23 protein-coding genes and 1 tRNA gene are annotated in these 22,587 nt (G+C 62.4%); 8 read left to right on the top strand and 16 right to left on the bottom strand.

Features of this window, described 5'->3' with window-relative positions; all coding sequences use genetic code 11:
• Positions 1–15 precede the first annotated feature (15 nt).
• The 3 genes from dapF (at position 16) to PQU95_RS05920 (ending at position 2,131) form a co-directional block, all read left to right on the top strand.
• Entirely contained in the window at positions 16–846 is an 831-nt protein-coding gene (gene dapF, locus PQU95_RS05930) for a diaminopimelate epimerase (RefSeq protein ID WP_272751146.1), read from the top strand.
• A gap of 92 nt (positions 847–938) precedes the next feature.
• Positions 939–1,571, top strand: coding sequence for a DUF484 family protein (locus PQU95_RS05925; protein WP_227303800.1), 633 nt, complete (start codon positions 939–941; stop codon positions 1,569–1,571).
• The gene (locus PQU95_RS05920) at positions 1,568–2,131 is read left to right on the top strand and encodes a hypothetical protein (RefSeq protein WP_272751145.1); all 564 of its coding nucleotides are present in this window, start codon (positions 1,568–1,570) and stop codon (positions 2,129–2,131) included. The genes PQU95_RS05925 and PQU95_RS05920 overlap by 4 nt, the downstream gene beginning before the upstream one ends.
• Positions 2,132–2,197: 66 nt before the next feature.
• Here the strand turns inward: PQU95_RS05920 and PQU95_RS05915 are convergent, their stop codons facing one another.
• The 13 genes from PQU95_RS05915 to PQU95_RS05855 all read right to left on the bottom strand — a co-directional run bounded on the left by PQU95_RS05915 (position 2,198) and on the right by PQU95_RS05855 (position 14,834).
• Complete coding sequence (locus tag PQU95_RS05915) at positions 2,198–2,650, bottom strand: OsmC family protein (protein WP_272751144.1); 453 nt, start codon at positions 2,648–2,650, stop codon at positions 2,198–2,200.
• A gap of 14 nt (positions 2,651–2,664) precedes the next feature.
• Positions 2,665–3,681, bottom strand: a complete 1,017-nt coding sequence (gene aroF, locus PQU95_RS05910) for a 3-deoxy-7-phosphoheptulonate synthase (RefSeq protein ID WP_272751143.1) — start codon at positions 3,679–3,681, stop codon at positions 2,665–2,667.
• Positions 3,682–3,693: 12 nt separating this feature from the next.
• Complete coding sequence (locus PQU95_RS05905; RefSeq protein ID WP_272751142.1) at positions 3,694–4,281, bottom strand: LOG family protein; 588 nt, start codon at positions 4,279–4,281, stop codon at positions 3,694–3,696.
• Between the two features lie 40 nt (positions 4,282–4,321).
• The gene (gene pheA, locus PQU95_RS05900; protein ID WP_272751141.1) at positions 4,322–5,395 is read right to left on the bottom strand and encodes a prephenate dehydratase; all 1,074 of its coding nucleotides are present in this window, start codon (positions 5,393–5,395) and stop codon (positions 4,322–4,324) included.
• 3 nt (positions 5,396–5,398) lie between these two features.
• Positions 5,399–5,989 (bottom strand): O-methyltransferase, encoded by a 591-nt coding sequence (locus PQU95_RS05895; RefSeq protein WP_272751140.1) that lies wholly within the window; start codon positions 5,987–5,989, stop codon positions 5,399–5,401.
• A 175-nt stretch (positions 5,990–6,164) separates the two neighbouring features.
• Positions 6,165–7,382: an MFS transporter gene (locus PQU95_RS05890; protein WP_272751139.1), complete on the bottom strand. Its 1,218-nt coding sequence runs from the start codon at positions 7,380–7,382 to the stop codon at positions 6,165–6,167.
• 185 nt (positions 7,383–7,567) lie between these two features.
• Positions 7,568–8,653 carry a 3-phosphoserine/phosphohydroxythreonine transaminase gene (gene serC / locus PQU95_RS05885; protein ID WP_272751138.1) on the bottom strand — a complete coding sequence of 362 codons (1,086 nt, stop codon included), beginning with the start codon at positions 8,651–8,653 and terminating at the stop codon, positions 7,568–7,570.
• Between the two features lie 64 nt (positions 8,654–8,717).
• A complete protein-coding gene (locus PQU95_RS05880; protein WP_272751137.1) occupies positions 8,718–9,164 on the bottom strand; it encodes a PaaI family thioesterase in 447 nt (148 codons plus the stop codon).
• On the bottom strand, positions 9,161–9,634 hold the full coding sequence (locus PQU95_RS05875; protein WP_272751136.1) for a PaaI family thioesterase: 474 nt from the start codon (positions 9,632–9,634) through the stop codon (positions 9,161–9,163). The genes PQU95_RS05880 and PQU95_RS05875 overlap by 4 nt, the downstream gene beginning before the upstream one ends.
• Complete coding sequence (gene gyrA, locus PQU95_RS05870; RefSeq protein WP_272751135.1) at positions 9,631–12,309, bottom strand: DNA gyrase subunit A; 2,679 nt, start codon at positions 12,307–12,309, stop codon at positions 9,631–9,633. Before gyrA ends, PQU95_RS05875 begins: the two co-directional genes overlap by 4 nt.
• Positions 12,310–12,495: 186 nt before the next feature.
• Complete coding sequence (locus PQU95_RS05865) at positions 12,496–13,239, bottom strand: amino acid ABC transporter permease (RefSeq protein ID WP_272751134.1); 744 nt, start codon at positions 13,237–13,239, stop codon at positions 12,496–12,498.
• A gap of 67 nt (positions 13,240–13,306) precedes the next feature.
• Positions 13,307–14,128 carry a basic amino acid ABC transporter substrate-binding protein gene (locus PQU95_RS05860; protein ID WP_272751133.1) on the bottom strand — a complete coding sequence of 274 codons (822 nt, stop codon included), beginning with the start codon at positions 14,126–14,128 and terminating at the stop codon, positions 13,307–13,309.
• Positions 14,129–14,252: 124 nt separating this feature from the next.
• Complete coding sequence (locus PQU95_RS05855) at positions 14,253–14,834, bottom strand: hypothetical protein (RefSeq protein WP_272751132.1); 582 nt, start codon at positions 14,832–14,834, stop codon at positions 14,253–14,255.
• A 51-nt stretch (positions 14,835–14,885) separates the two neighbouring features.
• Here PQU95_RS05855 and PQU95_RS05850 point away from each other — a divergent pair.
• Positions 14,886–14,961, top strand: a tRNA-Thr gene (locus PQU95_RS05850).
• Between the two features lie 100 nt (positions 14,962–15,061).
• Here the strand turns inward: PQU95_RS05850 and PQU95_RS05845 are convergent.
• Together PQU95_RS05845 and apaG are read right to left on the bottom strand one after the other, a co-directional pair.
• Entirely contained in the window at positions 15,062–16,855 is a 1,794-nt protein-coding gene (locus tag PQU95_RS05845; RefSeq protein WP_272751131.1) for an ABCB family ABC transporter ATP-binding protein/permease, read from the bottom strand.
• Between the two features lie 27 nt (positions 16,856–16,882).
• The gene (gene apaG / locus PQU95_RS05840) at positions 16,883–17,260 is read right to left on the bottom strand and encodes a Co2+/Mg2+ efflux facilitator ApaG/CorD (RefSeq protein ID WP_272751130.1); all 378 of its coding nucleotides are present in this window, start codon (positions 17,258–17,260) and stop codon (positions 16,883–16,885) included.
• Between the two features lie 137 nt (positions 17,261–17,397).
• On the opposite strand from apaG, the gene rpe reads away from it, so the two are divergent.
• Together rpe and PQU95_RS05830 are read left to right on the top strand one after the other, a co-directional pair.
• A complete protein-coding gene (rpe, locus tag PQU95_RS05835) occupies positions 17,398–18,084 on the top strand; it encodes a ribulose-phosphate 3-epimerase (RefSeq protein ID WP_272751129.1) in 687 nt (228 codons plus the stop codon).
• On the top strand, positions 18,081–18,809 hold the full coding sequence (locus PQU95_RS05830) for an SDR family NAD(P)-dependent oxidoreductase (RefSeq protein WP_272751128.1): 729 nt from the start codon (positions 18,081–18,083) through the stop codon (positions 18,807–18,809). The genes rpe and PQU95_RS05830 overlap by 4 nt, the downstream gene beginning before the upstream one ends.
• A 62-nt stretch (positions 18,810–18,871) precedes the next feature.
• On the opposite strand, the gene PQU95_RS05825 is transcribed toward PQU95_RS05830, so the two are convergent.
• The gene (locus tag PQU95_RS05825) at positions 18,872–19,999 is read right to left on the bottom strand and encodes a hypothetical protein (RefSeq protein ID WP_272751127.1); all 1,128 of its coding nucleotides are present in this window, start codon (positions 19,997–19,999) and stop codon (positions 18,872–18,874) included.
• A 172-nt stretch (positions 20,000–20,171) separates the two neighbouring features.
• Here PQU95_RS05825 and PQU95_RS05820 point away from each other — a divergent pair, with 172 nt between their 5' ends.
• Together PQU95_RS05820 and trpE are read left to right on the top strand one after the other, a co-directional pair.
• Positions 20,172–20,867, top strand: a complete 696-nt coding sequence (locus tag PQU95_RS05820) for a phosphoglycolate phosphatase (RefSeq protein ID WP_272751126.1) — start codon at positions 20,172–20,174, stop codon at positions 20,865–20,867.
• Between the two features lie 185 nt (positions 20,868–21,052).
• A complete protein-coding gene (gene trpE, locus PQU95_RS05815) occupies positions 21,053–22,516 on the top strand; it encodes an anthranilate synthase component I (RefSeq protein WP_227303838.1) in 1,464 nt (487 codons plus the stop codon).
• Positions 22,517–22,587 lie beyond the last annotated feature (71 nt).

Below are 22,587 nucleotides of genomic sequence, written 5' to 3'. Positions count from 1 at the left end.
GACGCGGTAAATTCAATGAAACTCAAGTTCAGCAAAATGCACGGCCTGGGCAATGACTTTGTGGTCATTGATGGCGTAAGACAAACCGTCACCCTGACGGCAGACCGTCTGCGCCAGCTGGGTGACCGCCATCTGGGTATCGGTTTTGACCAGCTGCTGCTGGTGGAGGCACCACAATCGCAGGAGAACGACTTCCGCTACCGTATCTTCAACAACGACGGCAGCGAAGTAGAACAATGCGGCAATGGCGCCCGCTGTTTCGTCAAGTTTGTTACCGAGCAGCGCCTGTCCAACAAGCGCGCCATCCGCGTGGAAACCGCCCGTGGCGTGATCGTGCCCGAGCTGGGCGCCGGCGGCCTCATCACGGTGGATATGGGTGCGCCGCGCTTTGCGCCGCTGGAAATCCCGTTTCTGGCCGAGGGCGACGCCATCACCCACCCGCTGCAAGTGGGCGACGAGTCCATCGACATCACCGTGGTTTCCATGGGGAACCCGCACGCGGTACAGGTAGTCAGCCATGTAGATACCGCACCGGTCGGCACGCAAGGCCCGCTGATCGAACACCACAGCCGCTTCCCCGAGCGCGTCAACGCCGGTTTCATGCAGATCGTTGGCCGCAGTGAAATCCGCCTGCGCGTGTACGAGCGCGGCGCGGGTGAAACGCAGGCGTGCGGCACCGGCGCCTGCGCCGCCGTGGTGGCGGGCATACGCCGCGGCCTGCTGGATAGCAAAGTCATGGTGCACACCCGCGGTGGCCAGCTGCAGATCGAGTGGCAGGGCAACGGCCAGCCGGTACGCATGACCGGCCCGGCCGTGACGGTGTTCACCGGCGAGATCGAAGTCTGACCCACCTGCGACTGAGGCAGGTCAAGCCCGCCCGCGCGGGCCAGGTGTAAGGTATTTCACCCCGATACTGTTTATTGCAAAGGAGCGCTGTAGTGGATGCTGAAGCCGTTCTGGCCTATCTGGACGCCAACCCGGATTTTCTTTCCGGCCATGCCCAACGCTACGGCCTCAAGCCGGTACAAGACCGTGTGGTATCGTTTGCCGACCGCCAGCTGCTGGACCTGAAAGACCGTAACCGCCAGCTGGAAGCCCGCCTGGCACAGCTGGTGCGCCATGGCGAGCAAAACGACCAGACGCTGGCCCGCACCCACAAGCTGAGCCTGGCACTGATGAAAGCGCTGACGCTATCAGAAGTGCACAGCGCCATCCTGCAAGTATTCTCCGAGCACTTCGGCCTGAACCGTGTAGCCGTCAGGCTGTGGCACGACGCCGCGGCCAACACCGAGCTGTACAACGCACGCCAGGACGTACGCCTGCTGGCTGGCAACCTGTCCGCCCCCTATTGCGGCCCCTACGCCAACGACGAAATCATCAGCTGGTTCCCGGCCGTGCCGGTACTGCAGTCGTTCGCCCAGCTGGCGCTGCGTGAAGGCACCGAGCCATTCGGCATGGTGGTGATCGCCAGCGATGACGCCCAGCGCTTCACCTTCGACATGCAGACCCACTACCTGGCACAGATGGGCGAGCTGATCTCGCTGGCCATGCTGCGTGCACTGAAAGCATGAGCCCCACCCTGTCCAGCGCCCTGCTGCTGTTACCGCTGGTGTTGTACACCCTGCACGCGCTGTGGCGGCTGATTGCCAGCGACAGCCTGCCTGCCGTCCTGAGCTTTGCCCTGGCCTACCTGACGCTGGGCCTGATCTGCCGCCTGGCGCTGCCTACGCTGCCCATGGTGCCGGTATGGCTGCCTTTGCTCTACCCGTATGCCTGGGTAGGCGTAGCGGCGCTGCTGCTGGCCACGGCAACGCTGAAGGTTGGCCGCAACGGGCTGAGGCTGGAGGGCATCCCGCCGATCCTGAGCATTTATGTGCTGTCGCAGCTGTGCATGCATGCCGGGGTGCTGCTGCTTACTCCGCTGCTGTCCGGCCGCCCGGCGCAGGCCTACAGCATGCTGCCACCGCTGGTCGCCACTGGTGCTTACCTGATCTATCGCCTGTGCCTGAAGCTATGCCGCCACCAGCCCGCCTTCTCCTGGCTGGCCGTGATGGTGTCCACGCTGGCGGCCCCGCTGCTGCTGGGCTGGATGGCCGAGCTCAGCGTACCGCTGATGTTGCGACATTTCTGAGTCGGCACCCGCCATGAAAAAACCCGCCAACCGGCGGGTTTTTTCATGGCTTAGGCAGCAACACCATCAGGCTGCCGGGGCTTTCAACACGCTACCGTCGGCATCCAGCACCGTCAGGCTTACCGGAATCGCCGCGGCCACACTTTGCGTTACCGTGCAAAAATCCTCAAAAGTATCCAGCAAGCGCGCCAGCTGCGCCTGGCCGACAGCCGGCGTCCCGCAGCGTAGCGTTACCGTAATACCCAGCACACGCAGGCGGTTTTGCGCATTGCGGCCAATCTCCGCGCTGGCCTCGCAGGCCAGCGGCTCCAGGTTGATGCGGTATTTGCGCGCGGCAAACAGCAGGCTGGCCGTCAGGCAGTTTGCCACCGCCCCAACCAATAGCTGCGATGGCGAGGGGCCGGTATCGCTACCCAGCGGTGCCGGCTCGTCGGTCAGCAGGGCATGGCCACCATCGAAATGGTTGTCGAAACGGTAGTTTTCCAGCTGTGTCAGCGTGACACGGGCATTGCCAGACATGTGCTCTCCTTAGCTTACAGCGTGCGCCCCACCACAGCCGCCAATGGCCGCAGCGTCGCCAGCAGTTCATCCAGTGCGGCTGGCGTAATGGCCTGTTCGGCATCGCACCAGGCTTGTTGCGGGTCGTCGTGTACTTCCAGCAGCAGGCCATCCGCCCCGGCGGCGATGGCAGCGCAGGCTAGCGGCGCCACCAGGCTGGCGCGGCCACCGGCGTGGCTGGGGTCGACCAGCACCGGCAGGTGGGTTTCGCGCTTCAACAGCGGTATGGCGCTGATATCCAGCGCGTGGCGGCTGGCGGTATCGAAGCTGCGGATGCCACGCTCGCAGAACACGATATTGTGGTTGCCCCCCACTGCGATGTACTCGGCCGCCATCAGCCACTCGCTCAGCGTGGAGGCCACACCGCGGTGCAGCAGCACCGGCTTGTTGATGCGGCCAACCTCTTTCAGCAGTTCGGCATTCTGCATATTGCGCGGGCCGATCTGGATCACGTCTACGTCGTATTCCAGAAAGGTATCCAGCTGGCGCACATCCAGCAGCTCGCTCACCATAGGCATGGCCTGGCTGCGCGCAGCCTGCTGCAAGTAGCCCAGCCCCGCCTCGCCCACCCCCTGGAAAGCGTACGGGCTGGTGCGCGGCTTGTAGGCACCACCACGCAGCAGCCCTACGCCGCTGTGGCGCAGACGGGTAGCCAGCGCCTGCATTTGCCCGGCGCTTTCGATGGCGCTGGGGCCGGCAATCAGCTGGATGGCGCTGCCACCCAGCTGCACGCCGCGTACCGACACCACGCTGTTGTCCGGTTTGACCTCGCGCGAGACGATGCGGTAGTCCTTCAGCACGCGAATGGCGCGCTCCACGCCGGGCATGGTTTCGAACATGTCGGCAGACAGCACGCGCTCGTCGCCCACCGCACCGATAATGGTGCGCTCGGTGCCGCGCGACAGGTGCTCGGCCAAGCCGGCGGCGCGAATCTTGGCCACTACCGCATCGATATGGGCGGGGTTGGCCCGGCCGTGCATTACGATAATCATGCCGCGCTCCGGCTAGATGTTGTCATGCGACAGCCATTTGCCCTCGGGCGCACCACGGTAGTGGTTCATGGCGTCCAGCAGATCCGGCAGCGTATCCGCCACCACAAACAGCGCCAGATGGCTTTCGCGCACAAAGCCTTCGCTGACGCCGTGTTTCACCATGGCCAGCAGCGGGTCGAAGAAACTATCCACGTTCAGCAGGCCAATGGGCTTGCTGTGTACCGACAGCTGGGCCCAGGTCAGCATTTCAAACAGCTCGTCGTAGGTGCCGAAGCCACCCGGCAAAGCGATAAAGCCGCCGGACAAATCTTCCATCAGCGCCTTGCGCTCGTGCATGGTGTGCGTGACATGCAGCTCGGACAGGCCGTGGTGCGCGACTTCTTTTTCTTTCAGAAAACCCGGAATCACCCCCACCACACGGCCGCCAGCGGCCAGCGCCGCGTCCGCGGCCTCGCCCATCAGGCCGATATTGCCACCGCCGTATACCAGGGTAATGGCGCGGGCGGCCAGAGTACGGCCCAGCTCTTGCGCCGCGTGGGTATAGGCCGGGCGGGTACCACTATTGGAGCCGCAAAACAGACAAACGGATTGGATACTCATGGCTTGCTTTCTATCGGGCCGCCTGGCGGCAGCCCAGTCATTACAGTACGGCTTGCGGGTAGGCGCCCAGCACTTTGACAAACGACGTGCGCTCGCCCAGGCCCTTCAGCGCCTGCGCGATATTGTCGCTGCTGTGGTGGCCTTCCATATCGATAAAGAAAACGTAGTCCCACAGGCCGGCACGCGACGGGCGTGACTCGAACTTGGTCATGGATACGCCATTGGCGGCCAGCGGCTCCAGCAGCGAGTGCACGGCGCCCGGGCGGTTTGGCGCCGACACGATAATGGAGGTCTTGTCCTGCGCGGTCTGGCCGACTTCCTGATGGCCCAGCACCAGGAAGCGCGTGGTGTTGTTGGGCTCGTCTTCGATATTCTCGGCCAGCTTGGCCAGGCTGTAGCGCTCGGCAGCGGCCTGGCCGGCAATGGCGGCGCAGTTGGCATCTTCTGCGGCCAACCTGGCGGCTTCGGCATTACTGGCCACCGAAATACGCTCCACATGGGCCGGCAGGTTTTTGTTCAGCCATTCGTGGCACTGCGCCAGCGCCTGGGCGTGGGCGTACACGCGGCGGATGCCTTCCATGGCCGGGGTTTTGCGCAGCAGGTGGTGGTGGATGCGCAGCACCACTTCGCCACAGATCTTCAGCGGGGTGCTCACCATCAAGTCCAGCGTGCGGCCAACTGCACCTTCGGTGGAGTTTTCTACCGGTGCCACCACGTAGTCCAGCTGGCGCGACTCTACCAGGCGGAAGGCCTCGTCGATGGACGCACAGGCCACAGTGCGCGCAGCGTGGCCGAAATGCTTGAGCGTAGCGAGCTGGGTAAAGCTGCCCTCCGGCCCCAGGTAGGCAATAGACAGCGGCTTTTCCAACGCCAGGCATTCCGACATGATTTCGCGGAACAGGCGCGCTACCGACTCGCCCGGCAGCGGGCCAGGGTTCAGCGCCTTGATGCGGCGCAGCACCTGCGCTTCGCGCTCGGGGCGGTAGATAATGCCACCACCCTTGATTTCGCCGATGTCACGCGCATGCTGCGCGCGCTGGTTGAGAAGATGCAGGATATCGACGTCGATCTGGTCGATAGCGTCACGATGGAGCTTGAGGAGGTCTTCAGACACGATTCAGAGGTCTTTCAGGATGACAAATTGGCCTTTTCCGATAGGATAAGTTTCCGCGAGATAGCCATGCGTCGCAAGCACCGCAGCAATAAAATCCGCGCACTCGCCAGCATGCGACAAGGCATTATCCATCACCACCAGCCCGCCAGGCGCCAGAATGCGGGTAATTTCTGGCCAATAACCCTGATATCTTGCGCGATCGGCGTCCAGAAACAGCAAATCCACCGACTCGTCATTCGCATCGGCCAGCAAGGAAAACGCATCACCGGTACGCAGGCTCACCACATCGTGCAGGCCAAAGGCATCCAGCGTGGCACGCGCCAGCGCGGTTTTGTGCGCCGAGCTATCCACGGTGAGCACCCTGCCCTTGTGGGCTTTTGCGGCCAACCCCAGCCACACCGTGGAAAACCCGTTGCTGGTGCCGATTTCCAGCACGGTGCGCGCACGGCGGCTGCGCGATAGCTGGTAGAGGAATTTGCCGGTATCCGGCGTGATATTCAGGCGCTTTTCGCGCCGCTCGCTATGGCTGGCGTCAAAGTGCTCGCCCTCCTGCCATAGCTGCTGCAAACGCTGCAGTATCGATGATGTCAGCATGGCTCGCCCCTTTCATTAAGCATACCTGCCTAGTGTAAGGGTAAAGCCACCGCAGTGCAGCGCCATCAGAAGCAGCTGGCGATGGTGTTGCCCAGGCCCACGATGAAACCGGGCCGGCCATAAGCCCACAAGCCCAGCAACAACAACGCAAGCAGGCTTGCGGCCAACAGCAGCTTCACGCCTGCGCCCCGGCCGTAGCTACCGGCACTTCTTTTACCGGCAGGTTGGCCGCAGCGGCCATCAAGCCCAGCACAATAGCCATGCCCCACACAATGTCGTAGCTGCCGGTGCGGTCGTAAATCAGGCCGCCCAGCCACACGCCCAGAAAACTGCCCACCTGGTGCGAGAAAAACACCGCCCCTGACAGCATGCCCAGGTTGCGCACGCCAAACAGGCTGACAATCACGCCATTGGTCAGCGGCACGGTAGACAACCACAAGAAGCCGATGGCCGCCGCAAACAGCCCCACCGACACACTGGAAAGCGGGGCCAGCAGGAACGCCACGATCACCACGCTACGGGCAAAGTAGATACCCGCCAGCAAATACGGCTTGGGATAGCGCCCGCCCAGCCTGCCGGCGGTATAGGTGCCGCCGATATTGAACAAGCCAATCAACGCCAGCGCCATACTGGCCACGCCGCCAGCCAGGCCGTGGTCACGCAGATAGGCAGGCAAGTGCACACCGATAAACACCACCTGGAAGCCACAAACGAAATAGCCAGCCATCAGCAAGCGGAACGAGCGCTGCTGCCAGGCCTGGGCAAACGACGCCACCATGCCCTGCCAGATGCTGCCGGTCGGCGCTGGCACCGGCGGGGCATTGCGGTAGGCCCGCGCCATAGGGGCGGCCAACGGCAACAGCGCCGCCGCCATGCCGGCCAGAATCAGCAATGCCGGCACCCAGCCCAGGCTATCGATCAGCCCGCGCTCGATAGGTACCATCATGAACTGGCCAAACGAGCCCGCAGCGGCGGTGATGCCCATGGCGCTGGAACGCAGCGCGTCCGGCACGGCGCGCACGATCACGCAAAACACCACGCTATAGGTGGTACACGATAGCGCCAGCCCCAGCAGCAGGCCGGCCGAGCCGGACAGCAGCCAGCCGGTGCTGGATACCGTCATCAGCACCAGGCCCAGCACGTACAGCCCCCCGCCGGCCAGCAGCACCTTGCCCGGCCCGTGACGGTCGGCAAAGGCACCGGCAAACGGCTGGGTGGCACCCCACACCAGGTTCTGCAAGCCCAGTGCCAGGGCAAAGGTTTCGCGCGTCCAGCCAAACGCCTGCGTCATCGGCGGCAGGAAGAAGCCAAAACCGTGGCGCACGCCCATGCTGATAGACACAATTGCCCCCGCAGCCAGCAACAACAGGGTAAGTGGTGACAAGGTACGCATGGGCATTCTCCGCAAAGTTAGCCAGCATCATGCGGCAAAATGCCGCAGCAAAGCCAGCCACCCGGCCTAAACAGTCTTGTCTGCCAGGCGAACAACGGCAGCCGTGACAAACAAAAACCCCTTCCGGGCAGGAAGGGGTTTGGCTTGTGCGGGCGGCACCGGCGTGCGGCCAACCTTTGGCGCGATCAGCCGTGCTGGCGGGCAAAATCCAGCATGAAATGCACCAGCGCCTTCACGCCTTCGATCGGCATGGCGTTGTAGATGGACGCGCGCATGCCGCCTACCGAACGGTGGCCCTTGAGCTGCACCAGGCCATTTTTCTTGGCTTCGGACAGGAACTGTTCTTCCAGTACCTCGTCTTTCAGGCGGAATACCACGTTCATCTTCGAGCGGTACGGCGCATCGATATGGCTGTAGTAGAAGCCATTGCTGCTGTCGATGGCGTGGTACAGCAGGCCGGCCTTTTCTTCATTACGCGCCGCCATGCCTTTGATACCGCCCTGGGTTTTCAGCCATTTGAACACCAGGCCCGCGATGTAGATCGGGTACGTGGCCGGGGTGTTGTACATGGAGTCGGCGTCGGCGTGTACCTGGTAGTTCAGCATGGTGGGCGTTTGCGGCTGGGCGCGGCCCAGCAGGTCTTCGCGCACGATGACCACGGTCAGGCCGGACGGGCCGATGTTCTTCTGCGCACCGGCGTAGATCAGGCCGAATTTCGACACATCGATCTCGCGCGACAGGAAATCGGACGACATGTCGCACACCAGCGGCACGCTGCCGGTATCGGGGATGGCGCTGTACTGCAGGCCGCCGATGGTTTCGTTGGAGGTGTAATGGAAGTACGCTGCGTCGGCACGGCACTGCCAGGTATCCACCGCCGGCACCGTGGCGTAGTGGCGGTCGGCACTGCTGGCCACCACATTGACGCTGGTATAGCGCTTGGCCTCTTTTACCGCCAGGCGCGACCAGTGGCCGGTATCCAGCACGTCGATCACACCGTCGGCCGGTGCCAGGTTCAGTGGCACCATGCAGAACTGCTGCGAGGCACCGCCTTGCATGAACAACACCTTGTAGCCGGCGGGAATCTGCAGCAGCTCGCGCAGGTCTTGCTCGGCGTCGTGGATGATTTCCATGAACTCTTTGCCGCGGTGGCTCATTTCCATCACCGACATGCCGGAACCGTGCCAGTCCAGCAACTCGGCTTGCGCCGTGGCCAGCACTTCGTGGGGCAGTACGGCGGGGCCAGCAGAAAAGTTGTACACCTTTGCCATGTCAGACCTCTGTCTCTTTGTCTCTGATAATGAAAAAGCCACGCGCGCAGCGTGGCTTGAGTGTCTAGCTGCCGGTGCTGAGCAGAAAATGTGCCCGCGCCACCGCTACCGGCTTCTTGCGGTCTTCCTGCCACGCCTCGATCAGCACGTGCGCCACGCGCTTGCCCTGCTTGGTGATTTCGCACTGCGCATACAGCGTCTGGGCCTTGCCCGAGCGCAGGTAATCCAGCGAGAAATCAACGATTTTAGGCGCTTCCAGCGATTCGCGGTTCCACATCAGGTGTAGCAGCGCGGCATTTTCCAGGAAGCCACCGATCAGGCCACCGTGCAGTGCCGGCAAAGTAGTGTTGCCCACGTTGCGCTCGTAGAACGGCAGTGAAAACAGCAGCTCGCCATTGGCATCCTCGCCGCATTCCACGCCCATCAGGCGGGCGTAAGGCACGGCGGCAATCACCTCGGCAAAGCGCTTTTCGTCACGCAGGCGGTCGAAGGTTTGCATGAAGTCGCTCATGGCTTCTCCTCCACCTGCAGCATGGGCTTGGGGTTGGAGCCGCGCATGAAGGTGGCCACGCCGTGGGCAATCGGGTCGTCCGGTGAATCGTGATAGCACACGGCACGGGTAAACGCGATCTGGCTGGCCATACGGTAGCACTCCGCGGTGCAGTAGATGGCCTTGCCAGGCGTGGCCGCTTTCAGGTAGTCGATGCGCAGGTCCAGCGTGGCGATGGTTTCGTAGCCCTGCATATTGGCCGCCACCGACACCGCGCTGGTGGTGTCAACGATGGAGGTAATCACCCCGCCGTGCACCACGCCGGTGGCCGGGTTGCCTACCAGGTCTTCACGCCATTGCACCCGCAGTGTTGGCTTGCGGCCAACGGTACCCAGGTATTCGAAGCCCAGCGTGCGGCAATGCGGCAAGCTGACAAACAGCTCGCCCATGGCCTTCAGCACCTCGGGGTTGGCCGCATCGGCATGACTCATTCGGCCGCGCCCTCGCCTGCCCCGGCTGCCGGTGCTGCTGTGTCGTCCGCAGCCAGCTCGGCATCCACGTCAGCCTCGCTGCTGTCTTCGCTCTCGGCCACTTTTACCAGGCACACCAGTTTTTCACCGTCGTCCAGGTTGATCAGGCGCACGCCCTGGGCCGAACGGCCGGTTTCGCGGATCTGGTCGACCTTGGTGCGGATCAGCACGCCGCCGGTGGTAATCAGCATCACGTCGTCGCTGTCTTCCACCAGGCTGGCCGACACCAGGCCCAGGCCGGTTTTGTCGGTGAGGTCCATGGCGATCACGCCCTGGGTACCACGGCTGGTCTGGCGGAACTCACCCACGCGGGTACGCTTGCCGTAGCCGCCGTCGCTGGCGGTAAGCACCTGCTGTTCGTCGCTATTGGCCACCAGCAGCGAGATCACCTGCTGGCCATCGGCCAGCATCATGCCGCGCACGCCACCGGCAGTACGGCCCATGGCGCGTACATTGGCTTCGTCAAAGCGCACAGCCTTGCCGGCGTTGCTGAACAGCATGACCTGGTCGCTACCGCTGGTCAGGGCTACGCCCACCAGGGTGTCGCCTTCGTCCAGCTTCACCGCGATGATGCCGGCGGTACGCGGGCGGCTGAACGCCTCCAGCGGGGTTTTCTTCACGGTGCCGTTGCCGGTACACATGAAGACAAACGGGCCTTCCACCTTGTCGCTGACTTCGGCGTCGTCGTCCAGCTCCGGCTCGTTACCGGTAAAGGCTTTCACCGGCAGCATGGCGCTGATCTTCTCGCCATCCTGCAACGGCAGCACGTTGACGATAGGCTTGCCACGGCTGGTACGGCCGCCTTGCGGCATGTTGTACACCTTGATCCAGTAGCAGCGGCCAAAGCTGGAGAAGCACAGCACGTAGTCGTGGGTATTGGCCACGAACAGCGTGTTGATGAAATCGTCGTCCTTGGTAGCGGCAGCCTGCTTGCCACGGCCGCCGCGGCGCTGCGCCTGGTAGTCGCCCACCGGCTGCGCTTTCAGGTAGCCGGTATGCGACAGGGTCACCACCATTTCCTGCGGGGTGATCAGGTCTTCGATATTGATGTCACCACCGAACGGCTCGATCTCGGAGCGGCGCTTGTCGCCGTATTGCAGGCGGATCGCCGTCAGCTCGTCGTGGATAATCTGGTTGATGCGCTCCGGGCGCGCCAGAATATCGATCAGGTCGAGGATGGTTTCCATGATCTCGCGGTACTCGCCCACGATCTTGTCTTGCTCCAGGCCGGTCAGGCGCTGCAGGCGCAGGTCCAGAATGGCCTGTGCCTGGGCTTCGGACAGGTAATAGCCGTCTGCGTGCAGGCCCAGGTTGGCCGCAAGGCCTTCCGGGCGCGCCTGGCTCTGGTCTACGCGGGCCAGCATGCCTTCCACCAGCTCGGAGCGCCACGCGCGGCCCAGCAGGGCTGCCTTGGCTTGCGGCGGCGCTTCGGATGCTTTGATCAGCGCAATGATCTCGTCCACATTGGACAGCGCTACGGCCAGGCCTTCCAGGATATGGCCGCGCTCGCGCGCTTTGCGCAGCTCGAAAATGGTACGGCGCGTCACCACTTCGCGGCGGTGGCGCAGGAACTCGTCAATGATTTGCTTCAGGTTCAGCAGGCGCGGCTGGCCGTCGACCAGCGCTACCATGTTGATGCCGAAGCTGTCCTGCAGCTGGGTCAGCTTGTACAGGTGGTTCAATACCACCTCGGGCATTTCGCCACGCTTGAGCTCGATCACCACGCGCATGCCGGATTTATCCGATTCGTCGCGCAGGTCGGAAATGCCTTCGATCAGCTTCTCGCGCACCAGCTCGCTGATACGCTCCAGCAGACGGGCCTTGTTCACCTGGTACGGAATCTCGTCCACGATGATGGCCTGGCGGTCACCCTTGCCGATGTCTTCGAAGTGCACGCGGGCGCGCATGATGGCGCGGCCACGGCCGGTACGGTAGGCCTCTTTGATACCAGCAGTGCCGTAGATGATGCCGGCGGTAGGGAAGTCCGGCGCCGGGATGATGTCGATCAGCTCGTCGATGGTCATCTCGCTATTGGCCAGCAGGGCCAGGCAGCCATCGATGACTTCGCTGATATTGTGCGGCGGGATGTTGGTCGCCATACCCACGGCAATGCCGGAGCTACCGTTGATCAGCAGGTTCGGGATGCGTGCAGGCAGGATCAGCGGTTCGTGCTCGGAGCCGTCGTAGTTCGGGCCAAAATCGACGGTTTCCTTGTCGATGTCAGCCAGCAGCTCGTGCGCAATGCGCGCCATGCGGATTTCGGTGTATCGCATGGCGGCGGCGTTATCGCCATCCACCGAGCCGAAGTTACCCTGGCCATCTACCAACGGGTAGCGCAGGCTGAAATCCTGCGCCATGCGCACGATGGTGTCGTATACGGCGCTATCGCCGTGCGGGTGGTACTTACCGATCACGTCACCCACGATACGGGCAGACTTTTTGTAGGCACGGTTCCAGTCGTTCGACAGTTCGTGCATGGCAAACAGCACGCGGCGGTGTACCGGCTTCAGGCCGTCGCGCACGTCCGGCAGGGCACGGCCCACGATGACGCTCATGGCGTAATCGAGATAAGAACGACGCATCTCCTCTTCGAGGCTGATGGGAAGCGTTTCCTTGGCAAAAAGCTGGTCGGTCATGGAAATCCGTATCAGAGGCAAAAAATATCGCCCATTCTACCACAAACCCATGTCCGGCAAGCCCCGGCGGCGAGCAGCGGGCATGCAAAAATAGCGCAAGCACTTTTTGCAGCACATTACACAGCCCGCACCATGCAAAAGCCCCCTGGCCATCACAACAGGGGGCTTCTTTTGCTTGGCCGGCGCTTAGCGCGTGCCGATATGCAGCTTTTTCTCCAGGCGGGAAATACCCCACGCCATCAGCATGGTCAACGCCAGGTAGATGAAGGAAATCGTGAGATACGGCTCCCAGTAGCGCGAATACACACCCGCCACGGTACGCGCGGCATAAGCGAGCTCGGCCAGGCCGATAGCCGACACCAGCGAGCTGTCTTTGAGCAGCATGATGGCCTCGTTACCCAGCGGCGGCAGCATGCGGCGGAAAGCCTGCGGCACGATAACGAACTTCATGGTCTGGCCGTAGCTCAGGCCCAGCGAGCGCGCCGCCTCCATCTGGCCACGGTCGATGGACTGGATGCCAGCACGGAAAATCTCGGTGATATACGCCCCGGCATTCAGCGTCAGCGCCAGCAGGCCGGACAAAAAGGCGCCGTAATTCTGACGCAGCTCACGCGCCAACTCGCCGTTGATCAGCACGCCGTCCACCGGGTGAATCAGCATGGGCATCAAGGCAAAATGCACCAGCAGAATCTGCACAAACAGCGGCGTACCCCGGAAAAACGCGACATACGCCGCAGAAGGCCAGCGCACGCCAAACTTCAGCACATACTTGGCCGCACCATGCTTGGCTTCGGCCAGACGCGCCATACCCATAAACAGACCGATCAAGGTACCCAGCACTACTGCGACCAGGGTAATACCTACGGTCATCTTTGCACCCTCGACAAACAAAGGTGCGTAATCGGCAATCATGCCCCAACGGAAATCCATGCTCTGCTCCCGGCTTTATAAAAAGAAAGCGGCGGATCTGCCCGCAGACCCGCCGCTGCCCGTTTTGTTATTTGGCGCCGAAGTATTTATTGAAAATCTGGTCGTACGTACCGTCAGCCTTGATGGCTTTCAGGCCGGCATTTACCTTGCCCAACAGCTCGGCATTGCCTTTTTTCACAGCAAAACCATAGTACTCGGGGGCAAAGCTCTTGGTATCTTCTACCGTAACCATGCCATGCTGCGGGTTGTTTTTGACGTAGTTGATCACCACGCCGTTATCACCCACCGCGGCATCAACACCACCGGTTTCCAGCTCTTTGAGTGCCAGCGGCATATTCTCGAAGCGCTTGATATTCGCGTTGGTCTTGCCCAGCAGCTTTTGTACCACTTCATCACCGGTCGTACCGGTCTGCACGGCTACTTTCTTGTTTTTCAGGTCCTGGAAAGTTTTCACGTCCGAGACACCTTTGGCCACCGCAATCAGCTGGCGAGCCTCAAAGTACGGATCGGAAAAATCCATGCTCTGCTTGCGCTCGTCGGTAATGGTGATGGCTGACGACAGGATATCGCGGTCGCCCTGATTCACCGTGGCAAACATGCCTTCCCACGGCGTATTGATGAACTTCACCTTGAACCCGCCCTTGGCTGCAGCGGCGCTGAGCACTTCGACGTCAAACCCGACGATGTCACCCTTGTCGGTCTGGAATTCAAACGGTGCATAGCTGGCATCGGTGCCCACCACGTACTCTTTGACATCCCCCCCGGTAGCCGACGCCTCCGCCACAGGAGCCGACGCCCCCGCTGCTTCCGGTGCTTTCTGGCCGCAACCGCTCAAGGCAAAAGCAGACAACAGCATACCCGCCAGCAATGTTCTTCTCGTTTGTTTCATCCCTAATCTCCTTGATTTCCTGCACTGAACCCTTTTCCTTTTGGGATTGGGCTGCGTGCTAATATAGCAACCCCATACTGGCGCTACAATGCGAAAAACCCCCGGGCCAACCGAACAGAATCATTCAAATGCAATTAACCCGCACCATTGCTTCCATACTCATCGCTGCCGTGGCATTTTCTGCCACCCCCAGCTTCGCAGAGGGTGAAGACGCCCCGCTTCCGGGCGATTTCCAGCCGGCACCACCACCCAAGCCGCCCAAGGCCAAACCGCTGAGCCTGCCACCAGCCAGTCCGGCACCAAGCGCCGAAAAGAACAACGAGCCACGCCAGAGCCAGGCCAGCCGTGCAAAACCGGCAAACCAAACCCAGGCCAGCAGCAGGAAAGCCAGCAAAAACAAGCAACAAGCCAGAGCGCCAGCCAGCAAAGCACGTAAGGCCACACAAGCACCTCGTACGCAAAAAATCGGCAAAAAGCGCACCCAGGCAAGCAAAGCGGTAGCAAAACGCCAGAAACCCAGCCTGCGCAGCCAGGCCAAAGCGCGGCAAAGCGTACGTAGCAAAAAAGCAACGCTATTGAAACCCACCGCGGTACGTGAAGCAAAACGGCAGAAAACCCGCCACAGCGCCCGCGTGCAAAAAGCGAGCAGCCGCAAGGCCCAGCCCAGCAAAAAGGTGGTAAAACCCGGCAAAGCCACAAAAAACACCAAACAACGTCTTGCCAAGCATAAAAAGTGACGGCATAATTCACCTTCTTCGCCGGTGTAGCTCAGTTGGTAGAGCAGCTGACTTGTAATCAGAAGGTCGAGGGTTCGACTCCTTTCTCCGGCACCAGACAAAGCAAAAGCCCCGCACAGCAGTGCGGGGCTTTTGTCATTGCAGCTAAAACGCCCCGCCAAAGCGGGGCGTTGCCACATGCAGCCAAGCTTGCGGCTCAGGCGTCCAGCGCCTCACCCTCTTGCTGCAAGCGCCACATCTCAGCGTAACGCCCACCGTGCGCCAGCAGCTCGCGGTGCGTACCGCGCTCGATAATACGTCCACCATCCATCACCAGAATGCAATCCGCCTCGGCAATGGTAGATAGCCGGTGCGCGATGATCAGCGTGGTACGGTTGGCCGCAATGCTGAGCAGCTCGGCCTGGATGGCCTTTTCGGTACGCGAATCCAGCGCACTGGTGGCCTCGTCAAAAATCAGCACCGGCGGGTTTTTCAGGATGGTGCGGGCGATGGCCACGCGCTGCTTCTCGCCACCCGACAGTTTGAGGCCACGCTCGCCCACCGTGGTGTCGTAGCCGTCCGGCAGGCCCATCACAAAGTCGTGGATGTGCGCCGAGCGGGCAGCGTCGATCACCTCTTCCCGCGTGGCGTCGGGGCGGCCGTAGGCAATGTTGTAATAGATGCTGTCATTAAACAGCACCGTGTCTTGCGGCACGATGCCGATATGCGCGCGCAGGCTGTCCTGGCTGAGCTCGCGGACATCCGTGCCATTAAAGCGGATAGCCCCGCTGCCAACATCGTAAAAACGGAACAGCAGGCGCGACAGCGTGGACTTGCCCGCGCCACTCGCCCCTACCACCGCCACGGTATGCCCGGCAGGGATATCAAAGCTGACGTCATGCAGAATGGTGCGCTTGGCGTCGTAGCCAAAGCCTACGCCATCGAAGCGGATCGCCACGTCCCGGCTGGCCAATGGCTGCGCCGTCGGGCGGTCTGCCACCTCGGCACCCACATTCAGCAGCGTGAACATGCGCTCCATGTCCGCCAGCGAATGGCGGATTTCGCGGTAGACAAAACCCAGGAAATGCAGCGGCGCCCACAGCTGGGTAATGAAGGTGGCTACCAGTACCACGTCCCCTACCGTCATTTCGCCCTGGTTTACCCCGCGTGCGGCCAACCACATGATCAGCGTCACACCGGTGGCGATGATGGCGCCCTGCCCCGCGTTCAGGAACGACAGCGACACCTGGTTCTTGATGGCGGACTGCTCCCACGACGCCAGGTTGCCGTCGTAACGGCGGGTTTCGTAGCCCTCATTACCAAAGTACTTGACCGTTTCGTAGTTGATCAGCGCATCGATGGCCTTGCTGTTGGCCTTGGAATCCAGGTCATTCATGCTGCGGCGGAACACCGTGCGCCACTCGGTAATCACCAGGGTAAACACGATATAGATGGCAATGGTGGCAAAGGTCACCACGGCAAACCAGGCGTTATAGCGATGCAGCAAAATGCCGATCACCAGGCCGATTTCCACCAGTGTGGGCAGGATGTTGAACACGGTAAAGTTCAGCAAAAAGCCGATGCCCTTGGTGCCGCGCTCGATATCGCGGCTCATGCCACCGGTCTGGCGTTCCAGGTGAAAACGCAGGCTCAGGCGGAACAGGTGCGAAAACACCTCGCGCGCCACCGTACGCACCGCCCCCTGCACCACGCGGGCAAAAATGGCATCGCGCAGCTCGCCCAGCACGCCGGACAGCAGCCGCGCCAGGCCATAGCCCGCCAAGGCCAGCAGCGGCACCACCGCCATGGTGGCCGGCAGTGACAGCTGGTCGACGATATCTTTCAGATACAGCGGCGTAGTGACACCCGCCACCTTGGCTGCAATCAGGCACGCCAGCGCCAGCAGTACGCGCAGCTTGAAACGCCACAGGTAGGGCAGCAGGGTCTTCAGGGTTTTCAGGTCGTTACGGTCGCTAGGCGGCGGGGTATTGCCGTGGGCAAAATGACGCATGCAGGCTTTCGGTGGTGGCGGTGCGGCTCAGTGCAGCACGCGCGGGGCAATCAGGTGGAATTCGGGGATATCGGCATCAAAGGTGTGACCATCGTCAGCTTCCATCTGGTAGCTGCCGCGCATGGTGCCATACGGGGTCGTCAGCGCCGAGCCGCTGGTATAGGTGTAGCTTTCGCCCGGCTGCAGGTGCGGGTGCTCGCCCACCACCCCCATGCCACGCACCTCCTGCACCTTGCCATTGGCGTCGGTAATCACCCAGTGGCGTGACAGCAGCCTGGCCGGCTGCTCGCCCGTATTCTTGAGGGTAATGCAGTAAGCAAAGGCGTAGCGGTCAGACGCCACGCTGGAGTGCTGCTGCTGGTACATGGCTTCGGCCGATACGGTGATATGGTATTTCTGGCTCACGATAAGTCCTTTGATGCGGGCGGCCAACTACTGGCCGCCTCGGCGCGATACGAAGGCTAATTGTACGCCACGCATCGCGCCGGCGGGGGCGATCGCTTACAATGGCGCCCATTTCCAGCCCTGCCCACAATACCGCCATGAGCCAATTCCGTATTGCACCGTCCATCCTGTCCGCCGACTTTGCCCGCCTGGGCGAAGAAGTGCGCAATGTCATTGCCGCTGGCGCCGACATCATCCACTTCGACGTGATGGACAACCACTACGTACCCAACCTCACCATGGGCCCGATGTTCTGCGAAGCGATTCGCCCGCACAGCAGCGCACCGATCGACGTGCACCTGATGGTAAAACCTGTAGACGCGCTGGCTGCCGCCTTCGCCAAAGCGGGTGCCGATATCATCACCTTCCACCCGGAAGGCTCCGAGCACATCGACCGCACGCTGGGCCTGATCAAGGAAGCCGGCTGCAAAGCCGGCCTGGTGTTCAACCCGGCCACCCCGCTGAGCTACCTGGACCACGTGATGGACAAGATCGACATGGTGCTGATCATGTCGGTGAACCCGGGCTTTGGCGGCCAGAAATTCATTCCGCACGCACTGGAAAAAGTGCGCGCCGCACGCCAGCGCATTGACGAATACACCGCCAAACACGGCGGCGAGATCTGGCTGGAAGTGGACGGTGGCGTAAAAGTGGACAATATCGCCGAGATTGCCGCCGCCGGTGCCGACACCTTCGTGGCCGGCAGCGCCATCTACAACACGCCGGACTACAAGGCCACCATAGCCGCCATGCGCGCCGAGCTGGCCAAGGTTGGCCGCGCGTGAACGGCTACATCGTCACCGGCGCCTCACGCGGGCTAGGTGCCGCGCTGGTGGCGCAGCTGCTGGCCGACGGCGGCCGCGTAGTGGCGATAGCGCGTGACTGCGGCCCGCTGCCGGCACACCCGCAGCTGGCCACCATCGACGCCGACCTGGCCGACAGCCAGCTGCTGCCGCTGCTGGCCGAGCGCGCGCTGGCGCAGCTGGGCGGCTGCAGCAGCCTGACGCTGATCAATAACGCCGGCACGGTGCAGCCCATCGCCAGCGTAGGCAGCTTTGCCGACGGCGCGGCCGAGCAGGCGCTGGCGCTGAACCTCACCGCGCCCATCGTGCTGTGCAATGCCTTTGTGGCGCACAGTACCGGTTTTGCCGGGGTGCGCCGCGTGCTGAATATTTCGTCCGGCGCTGCGGCCAACCCTTATCCTGGCTGGGCGGTGTACTGCGCCAGCAAGGCCGGGCTGGACCACTTCACCCGTACCCTGGCGCTGGAACAGCAGGCTGCGGCCAACCCGGTGCTGGCGGTGTCGCTGTACCCCGGTGTGGTGGATACCGGCATGCAGGGCGAGATCCGCGCCGCCGACCCGGCACACTTCCCCAACCTGCCGCGCTTTACCGCGCTGAAGGCCGAAGGCCAGCTGACTCAGCCGGCCGACTGCGCCACGGCCATCTGCAGCTACTTGCATAGCCCCGCCTTTGGCCAGCAGGCGGTGCTGGATATCCGGCTGCTGTAGGCACGCCGGACGCGCACAAAAAAAAGCCGCTCATCGAGCGGCTTTTTCGCAGCGGCAGTGGCTTAGTTCACCTTGTTAGGCTGTGGCTTGCGCGGTTTAGCCTTTGCCTTGGCTGCAGGCGCTACCGGCGCAGCCTGGGCAGGCACGGCGGCCTCTGCGGCATCGACTTCTGGCTCGGCCGCCTCGACAGGCTCTGCATCCCCACCCTTGCCGGCAACACCGGAAAACCACGACGGTGCCTTGAGCTCGTCCAGTGTCAGCACGTTGGCCGCAGTCGGCAGCACGGTAAATACCGGCTGGCCGTGGTTGCGCATGGCCATCTGCGTACGCAGGGTTACGCTAAAGCCCTTGAGCTTGGATGCGCGCAAGGTACGCTGTTCTTCCATGGCCAACAGCTTGGCCTGGCTATCCACCAGCAGCTCGGTCTGGCTTTCGGAAGCCATCTCCCCTTGCGCCATGGCCACCTCCTCGGACAGCTTGTCAGCCAGTGCCTGCACCTCTTTGCTGGCGCTATAGCGCTTCACACGGGCGGCCACCTCTTGCAGCATGATGCGGCCTAGCTGCGCATCGGCGGCCGGGTCCAGCGTGAGGCGGATACGGTAGCTGGCACCCTTCTGGCGGTCGCTATCGCTCAGCGGCTGGAAAGTGAAGGCTTTTTTATCCACCGCAGCGTACGCCTTGCCGATAATCAGCGGCAGGTCGCGCATCACGGCATCCACCGGAATATCCGCTACCTTGTCTTGTGGCACAGTGAGCTTCAGCAGCTTGCCGTGCAGCTGTGGCAGGGCCAGGTCCAGCGCCGAGGCATCCACCCAGGCGGTAAGGGTGTTCAGCTGGAACAACATGGGTACGCGCACCCAGCTTTCCAGGTTGGGCCGTGCAAAGCGGAAAGTCGGCACCAGCTCGATGCGGCTGGCAGGCATGTCTACCGCACCACGCATGTCAAAGCTGAACGAGCGCGCCACGTCCTTTACCAGATCCGGGTTGGCCAGGCTACCCAGCTCTGCCGGCATATCCAGGTCGCTGATGCGCAAGGTACCGTCAAAGTTATAACGGGCGTCCAGGCTGCTTTGCTGCAGCGTGTAGATGGCTGCGTCGTCTGCGGTCTTGTTAGCCAGCGGCGATGTAGCGCAGCCGGCCAGGGCCAGGCTGGCCGCAACAGGCAGGGCGATTCGGGTAATAACAGGCATGACACTCTCCCGGGCAGCCACCGCCGCCCTTGCTGCAGCCGCGCTGGCGACGCCGCACGGCTCATGACAAAAGAAAGTGCGCATCATAAAGAAGCCACCGCGCGGGCACAAGGCGCAATGGCAGGCATCCTGTACAATGCCGGCTATTCCTAATTGCTACCCCGGCACTGCCATGAACCTGAAACACATCAAAGCCATTGCCTTCGACCTGGACGGCACCCTGGTGGATTCCATTGCCGACCTGGCCGCCAGCGCCAACGCCATGCGCCAGGCACTGGGCCTGCCGCCACTGGACGCCGAACGCATCAAAAGCCACGTCGGCGACGGTGTGGCCAGCCTGGTGCACCGTGCACTGACCGACGACAAAGACGGCCAGGCCGACGAAGCGCTGTGGGCGCAAGGCTTCACCCTGTTTATCCAGCACTACCGCGCCAACCTCACCACCCACACCCGCATGTACCCCGGCGTGGCAGAAAGCCTGAACCTGCTGCGCAGCCTGGAGCTGCCGCTGGTGGTGATTACCAACAAATCGCACCGCCTGGCCGCACCGCTGCTGGCCGAGCTGGGCATCGACAGCGCCTTCAGCATGATTCTGGGTGGCGACAGCCTGCCGGAGAAAAAGCCGTCGGCGCTGCCGCTGCTGCACGCCGCTGCCGTGCTGAACGTCAAACCGCAAGAAATGATCATGGTCGGCGATTCGGAAAACGACATCCTGTGCGCCAACAAAGCCGGCGCGCTGGCGGTGGCGGTACGCTACGGCTACCGCGATGCGGCCACGCTGGGTGCCGATCTGGTGGTAGACAGCCTGGTCGACCTGTTTGCCCTGCTGAAAAAATCGGCCGACCCGCACGCCAACGTGCGCATGTAATGCTGCAGCGCCGCGCCGCCTGTACGGCGGCCGACTTTTGCGACACAATAGCCCTGCATATCCAACCAACAGACAGCCTGCTTACATCATGAAATTCCTGCCCAATCGTGCCAGCTGGCGATGGCAATGCTAGCCCACCCCTCGCCGCCTTCCTCAAGACCGCACTGACACCATTGGACACTAGCATGACACCGCAAGCCTTCAACGAGCTGGCCCAGGCCGGCTACAACCGCATTCCCGTTACCCTCGAACTGTTCGCCGACCTGGACACCCCGCTGTCGGTGTACCTGAAACTGGCCAACCAGCCCTACTCCTACCTGCTGGAATCGGTGGTGGGGGGCGAGCGCTCCGGCCGCTACTCCTTCATCGGCCTGCCGGCTACCACCCGTATCCGCGTGCAAGGCCACAGCGTGCAGGTGGAGTACGGTGACAAAGTCATCGAACGCTACGAAGGCAACCCGCTGACCTTTATCGAAGAATTCAGCCAGCGTTTCAATACCCCGCCTATCGACGGCCTGCCGCGTTTCACCGGCGGCCTGGTGGGCTACTTCGGCTACGACACCGTGCGCTACGTGGAGCGCCGCCTGGCCGACATGCAAAAGCCCGACCCGGTAGGCACGCCCGATATTTTGCTGATGCTATCCGAAGAGCTGGCCGTGGTAGACAACCTGTCCGGCAAGCTCTATCTGGTGGTCTACGCCGACCCGGCGGTGCCCAACGCCCTGCCCAAGGCCAACGCCCGCCTGGCGCAGCTGCGCGCCCGCCTGCGCGACAACGTGGCCATCCCGCTATCGCTGCCGTCCACCGCCACCACCGCACAGAGCGAATACGGCGAAGAGGCGTTCAAGCGCGACGTGGCCAACGCCAAAAACTACATTCTGGACGGCGACATCATGCAAGTCGTGCTGGCCCAGCGCATGAGCATGCCGTTTACCGACTCGCCGCTGTCGCTGTACCGCGCGCTACGCAGCCTGAACCCGTCGCCCTACATGTTCTTCTACCACTTCGACGACTTCCACGTGGTAGGCGCCTCGCCGGAAATCTTGGTGCGCCGCGAAAACGATACCGTCACCGTGCGCCCCATCGCCGGCACCCGCCCGCGCGGCAAAACGCGTGACGAGGATCAGGCGCTGGCCGAAGACCTGCTGGCCGACCCGAAAGAAATCGCCGAACACGTGATGCTGATGGACCTGGGCCGCAACGACGTTGGCCGCGTGGCCGACACCGGCAGTGTGAAGATCACCGACAATATGGTGATCGAGCGCTATTCGCACGTGATGCACATCGTGTCCAGCGTGGAAGGCACGGTAAAGCCGGACGTCTCCAATATCGACATCCTGAAAGCCACCTTCCCGGCCGGCACGCTGTCCGGTGCGCCCAAAGTGCGCGCCATGGAAATCATCGACGAGTTCGAGCCCACCAAGCGAGGCGTGTACGGTGGGGCCGTCGGCTACCTGGGCTTTACCGGCGACATGGACCTGGCCATTGCCATCCGCACCGCCGTCATCAAGAACGAGGTGCTGTACGTACAGTCCGGCGCCGGCGTGGTAGCCGATTCGGTACCGCAATCGGAATGGGAAGAAACCCAGAACAAGGCCCGCGCCGTGGTGCGCGCCGCCCAGCTGGTGCAAAGCGGCCTGGACGCCTGACCCGCCCGAGCTGCGGCCAACCCCACCCTGCCCGCCCCTGGCACAATGCCAGTCAGCTAACGCTGACTGGC

Origin of the sequence: Vogesella aquatica, from assembly GCF_028548455.1 — a bacterium.
GTDB lineage: Bacteria > Pseudomonadota > Gammaproteobacteria > Burkholderiales > Chromobacteriaceae > Vogesella > Vogesella aquatica.
The sequence above is the reverse complement of the archived record's forward strand: the minus strand, read 5'-3'. Positions and strand labels throughout refer to the sequence as shown.

Coding starts and splice junctions, on each gene's coding strand:
- dapF (WP_272751146.1), top strand. CDS start 16: ATGAAACTCAAGTTCAGCAAAATGCACGGCCTGGGCAATGACTTTGTG.
- PQU95_RS05920 (WP_272751145.1), top strand. CDS start 1,568: ATGAGCCCCACCCTGTCCAGCGCCCTGCTGCTGTTACCGCTGGTGTTG.
- PQU95_RS05915 (WP_272751144.1), bottom strand. CDS start 2,650: ATGTCTGGCAATGCCCGTGTCACGCTGACACAGCTGGAAAACTACCGT.
- aroF (WP_272751143.1), bottom strand. CDS start 3,681: ATGATTATCGTAATGCACGGCCGGGCCAACCCCGCCCATATCGATGCG.
- PQU95_RS05905 (WP_272751142.1), bottom strand. CDS start 4,281: ATGAGTATCCAATCCGTTTGTCTGTTTTGCGGCTCCAATAGTGGTACC.
- PQU95_RS05895 (WP_272751140.1), bottom strand. CDS start 5,989: ATGCTGACATCATCGATACTGCAGCGTTTGCAGCAGCTATGGCAGGAG.
- PQU95_RS05890 (WP_272751139.1), bottom strand. CDS start 7,382: ATGCGTACCTTGTCACCACTTACCCTGTTGTTGCTGGCTGCGGGGGCA.
- serC (WP_272751138.1), bottom strand. CDS start 8,653: ATGGCAAAGGTGTACAACTTTTCTGCTGGCCCCGCCGTACTGCCCCAC.
- PQU95_RS05880 (WP_272751137.1), bottom strand. CDS start 9,164: ATGAGCGACTTCATGCAAACCTTCGACCGCCTGCGTGACGAAAAGCGC.
- PQU95_RS05875 (WP_272751136.1), bottom strand. CDS start 9,634: ATGAGTCATGCCGATGCGGCCAACCCCGAGGTGCTGAAGGCCATGGGC.
- gyrA (WP_272751135.1), bottom strand. CDS start 12,309: ATGACCGACCAGCTTTTTGCCAAGGAAACGCTTCCCATCAGCCTCGAA.
- PQU95_RS05865 (WP_272751134.1), bottom strand. CDS start 13,239: ATGGATTTCCGTTGGGGCATGATTGCCGATTACGCACCTTTGTTTGTC.
- PQU95_RS05860 (WP_272751133.1), bottom strand. CDS start 14,128: ATGAAACAAACGAGAAGAACATTGCTGGCGGGTATGCTGTTGTCTGCT.
- PQU95_RS05845 (WP_272751131.1), bottom strand. CDS start 16,855: ATGCGTCATTTTGCCCACGGCAATACCCCGCCGCCTAGCGACCGTAAC.
- rpe (WP_272751129.1), top strand. CDS start 17,398: ATGAGCCAATTCCGTATTGCACCGTCCATCCTGTCCGCCGACTTTGCC.
- PQU95_RS05825 (WP_272751127.1), bottom strand. CDS start 19,999: ATGCCTGTTATTACCCGAATCGCCCTGCCTGTTGCGGCCAGCCTGGCC.
- PQU95_RS05820 (WP_272751126.1), top strand. CDS start 20,172: ATGAACCTGAAACACATCAAAGCCATTGCCTTCGACCTGGACGGCACC.
- trpE (WP_227303838.1), top strand. CDS start 21,053: ATGACACCGCAAGCCTTCAACGAGCTGGCCCAGGCCGGCTACAACCGC.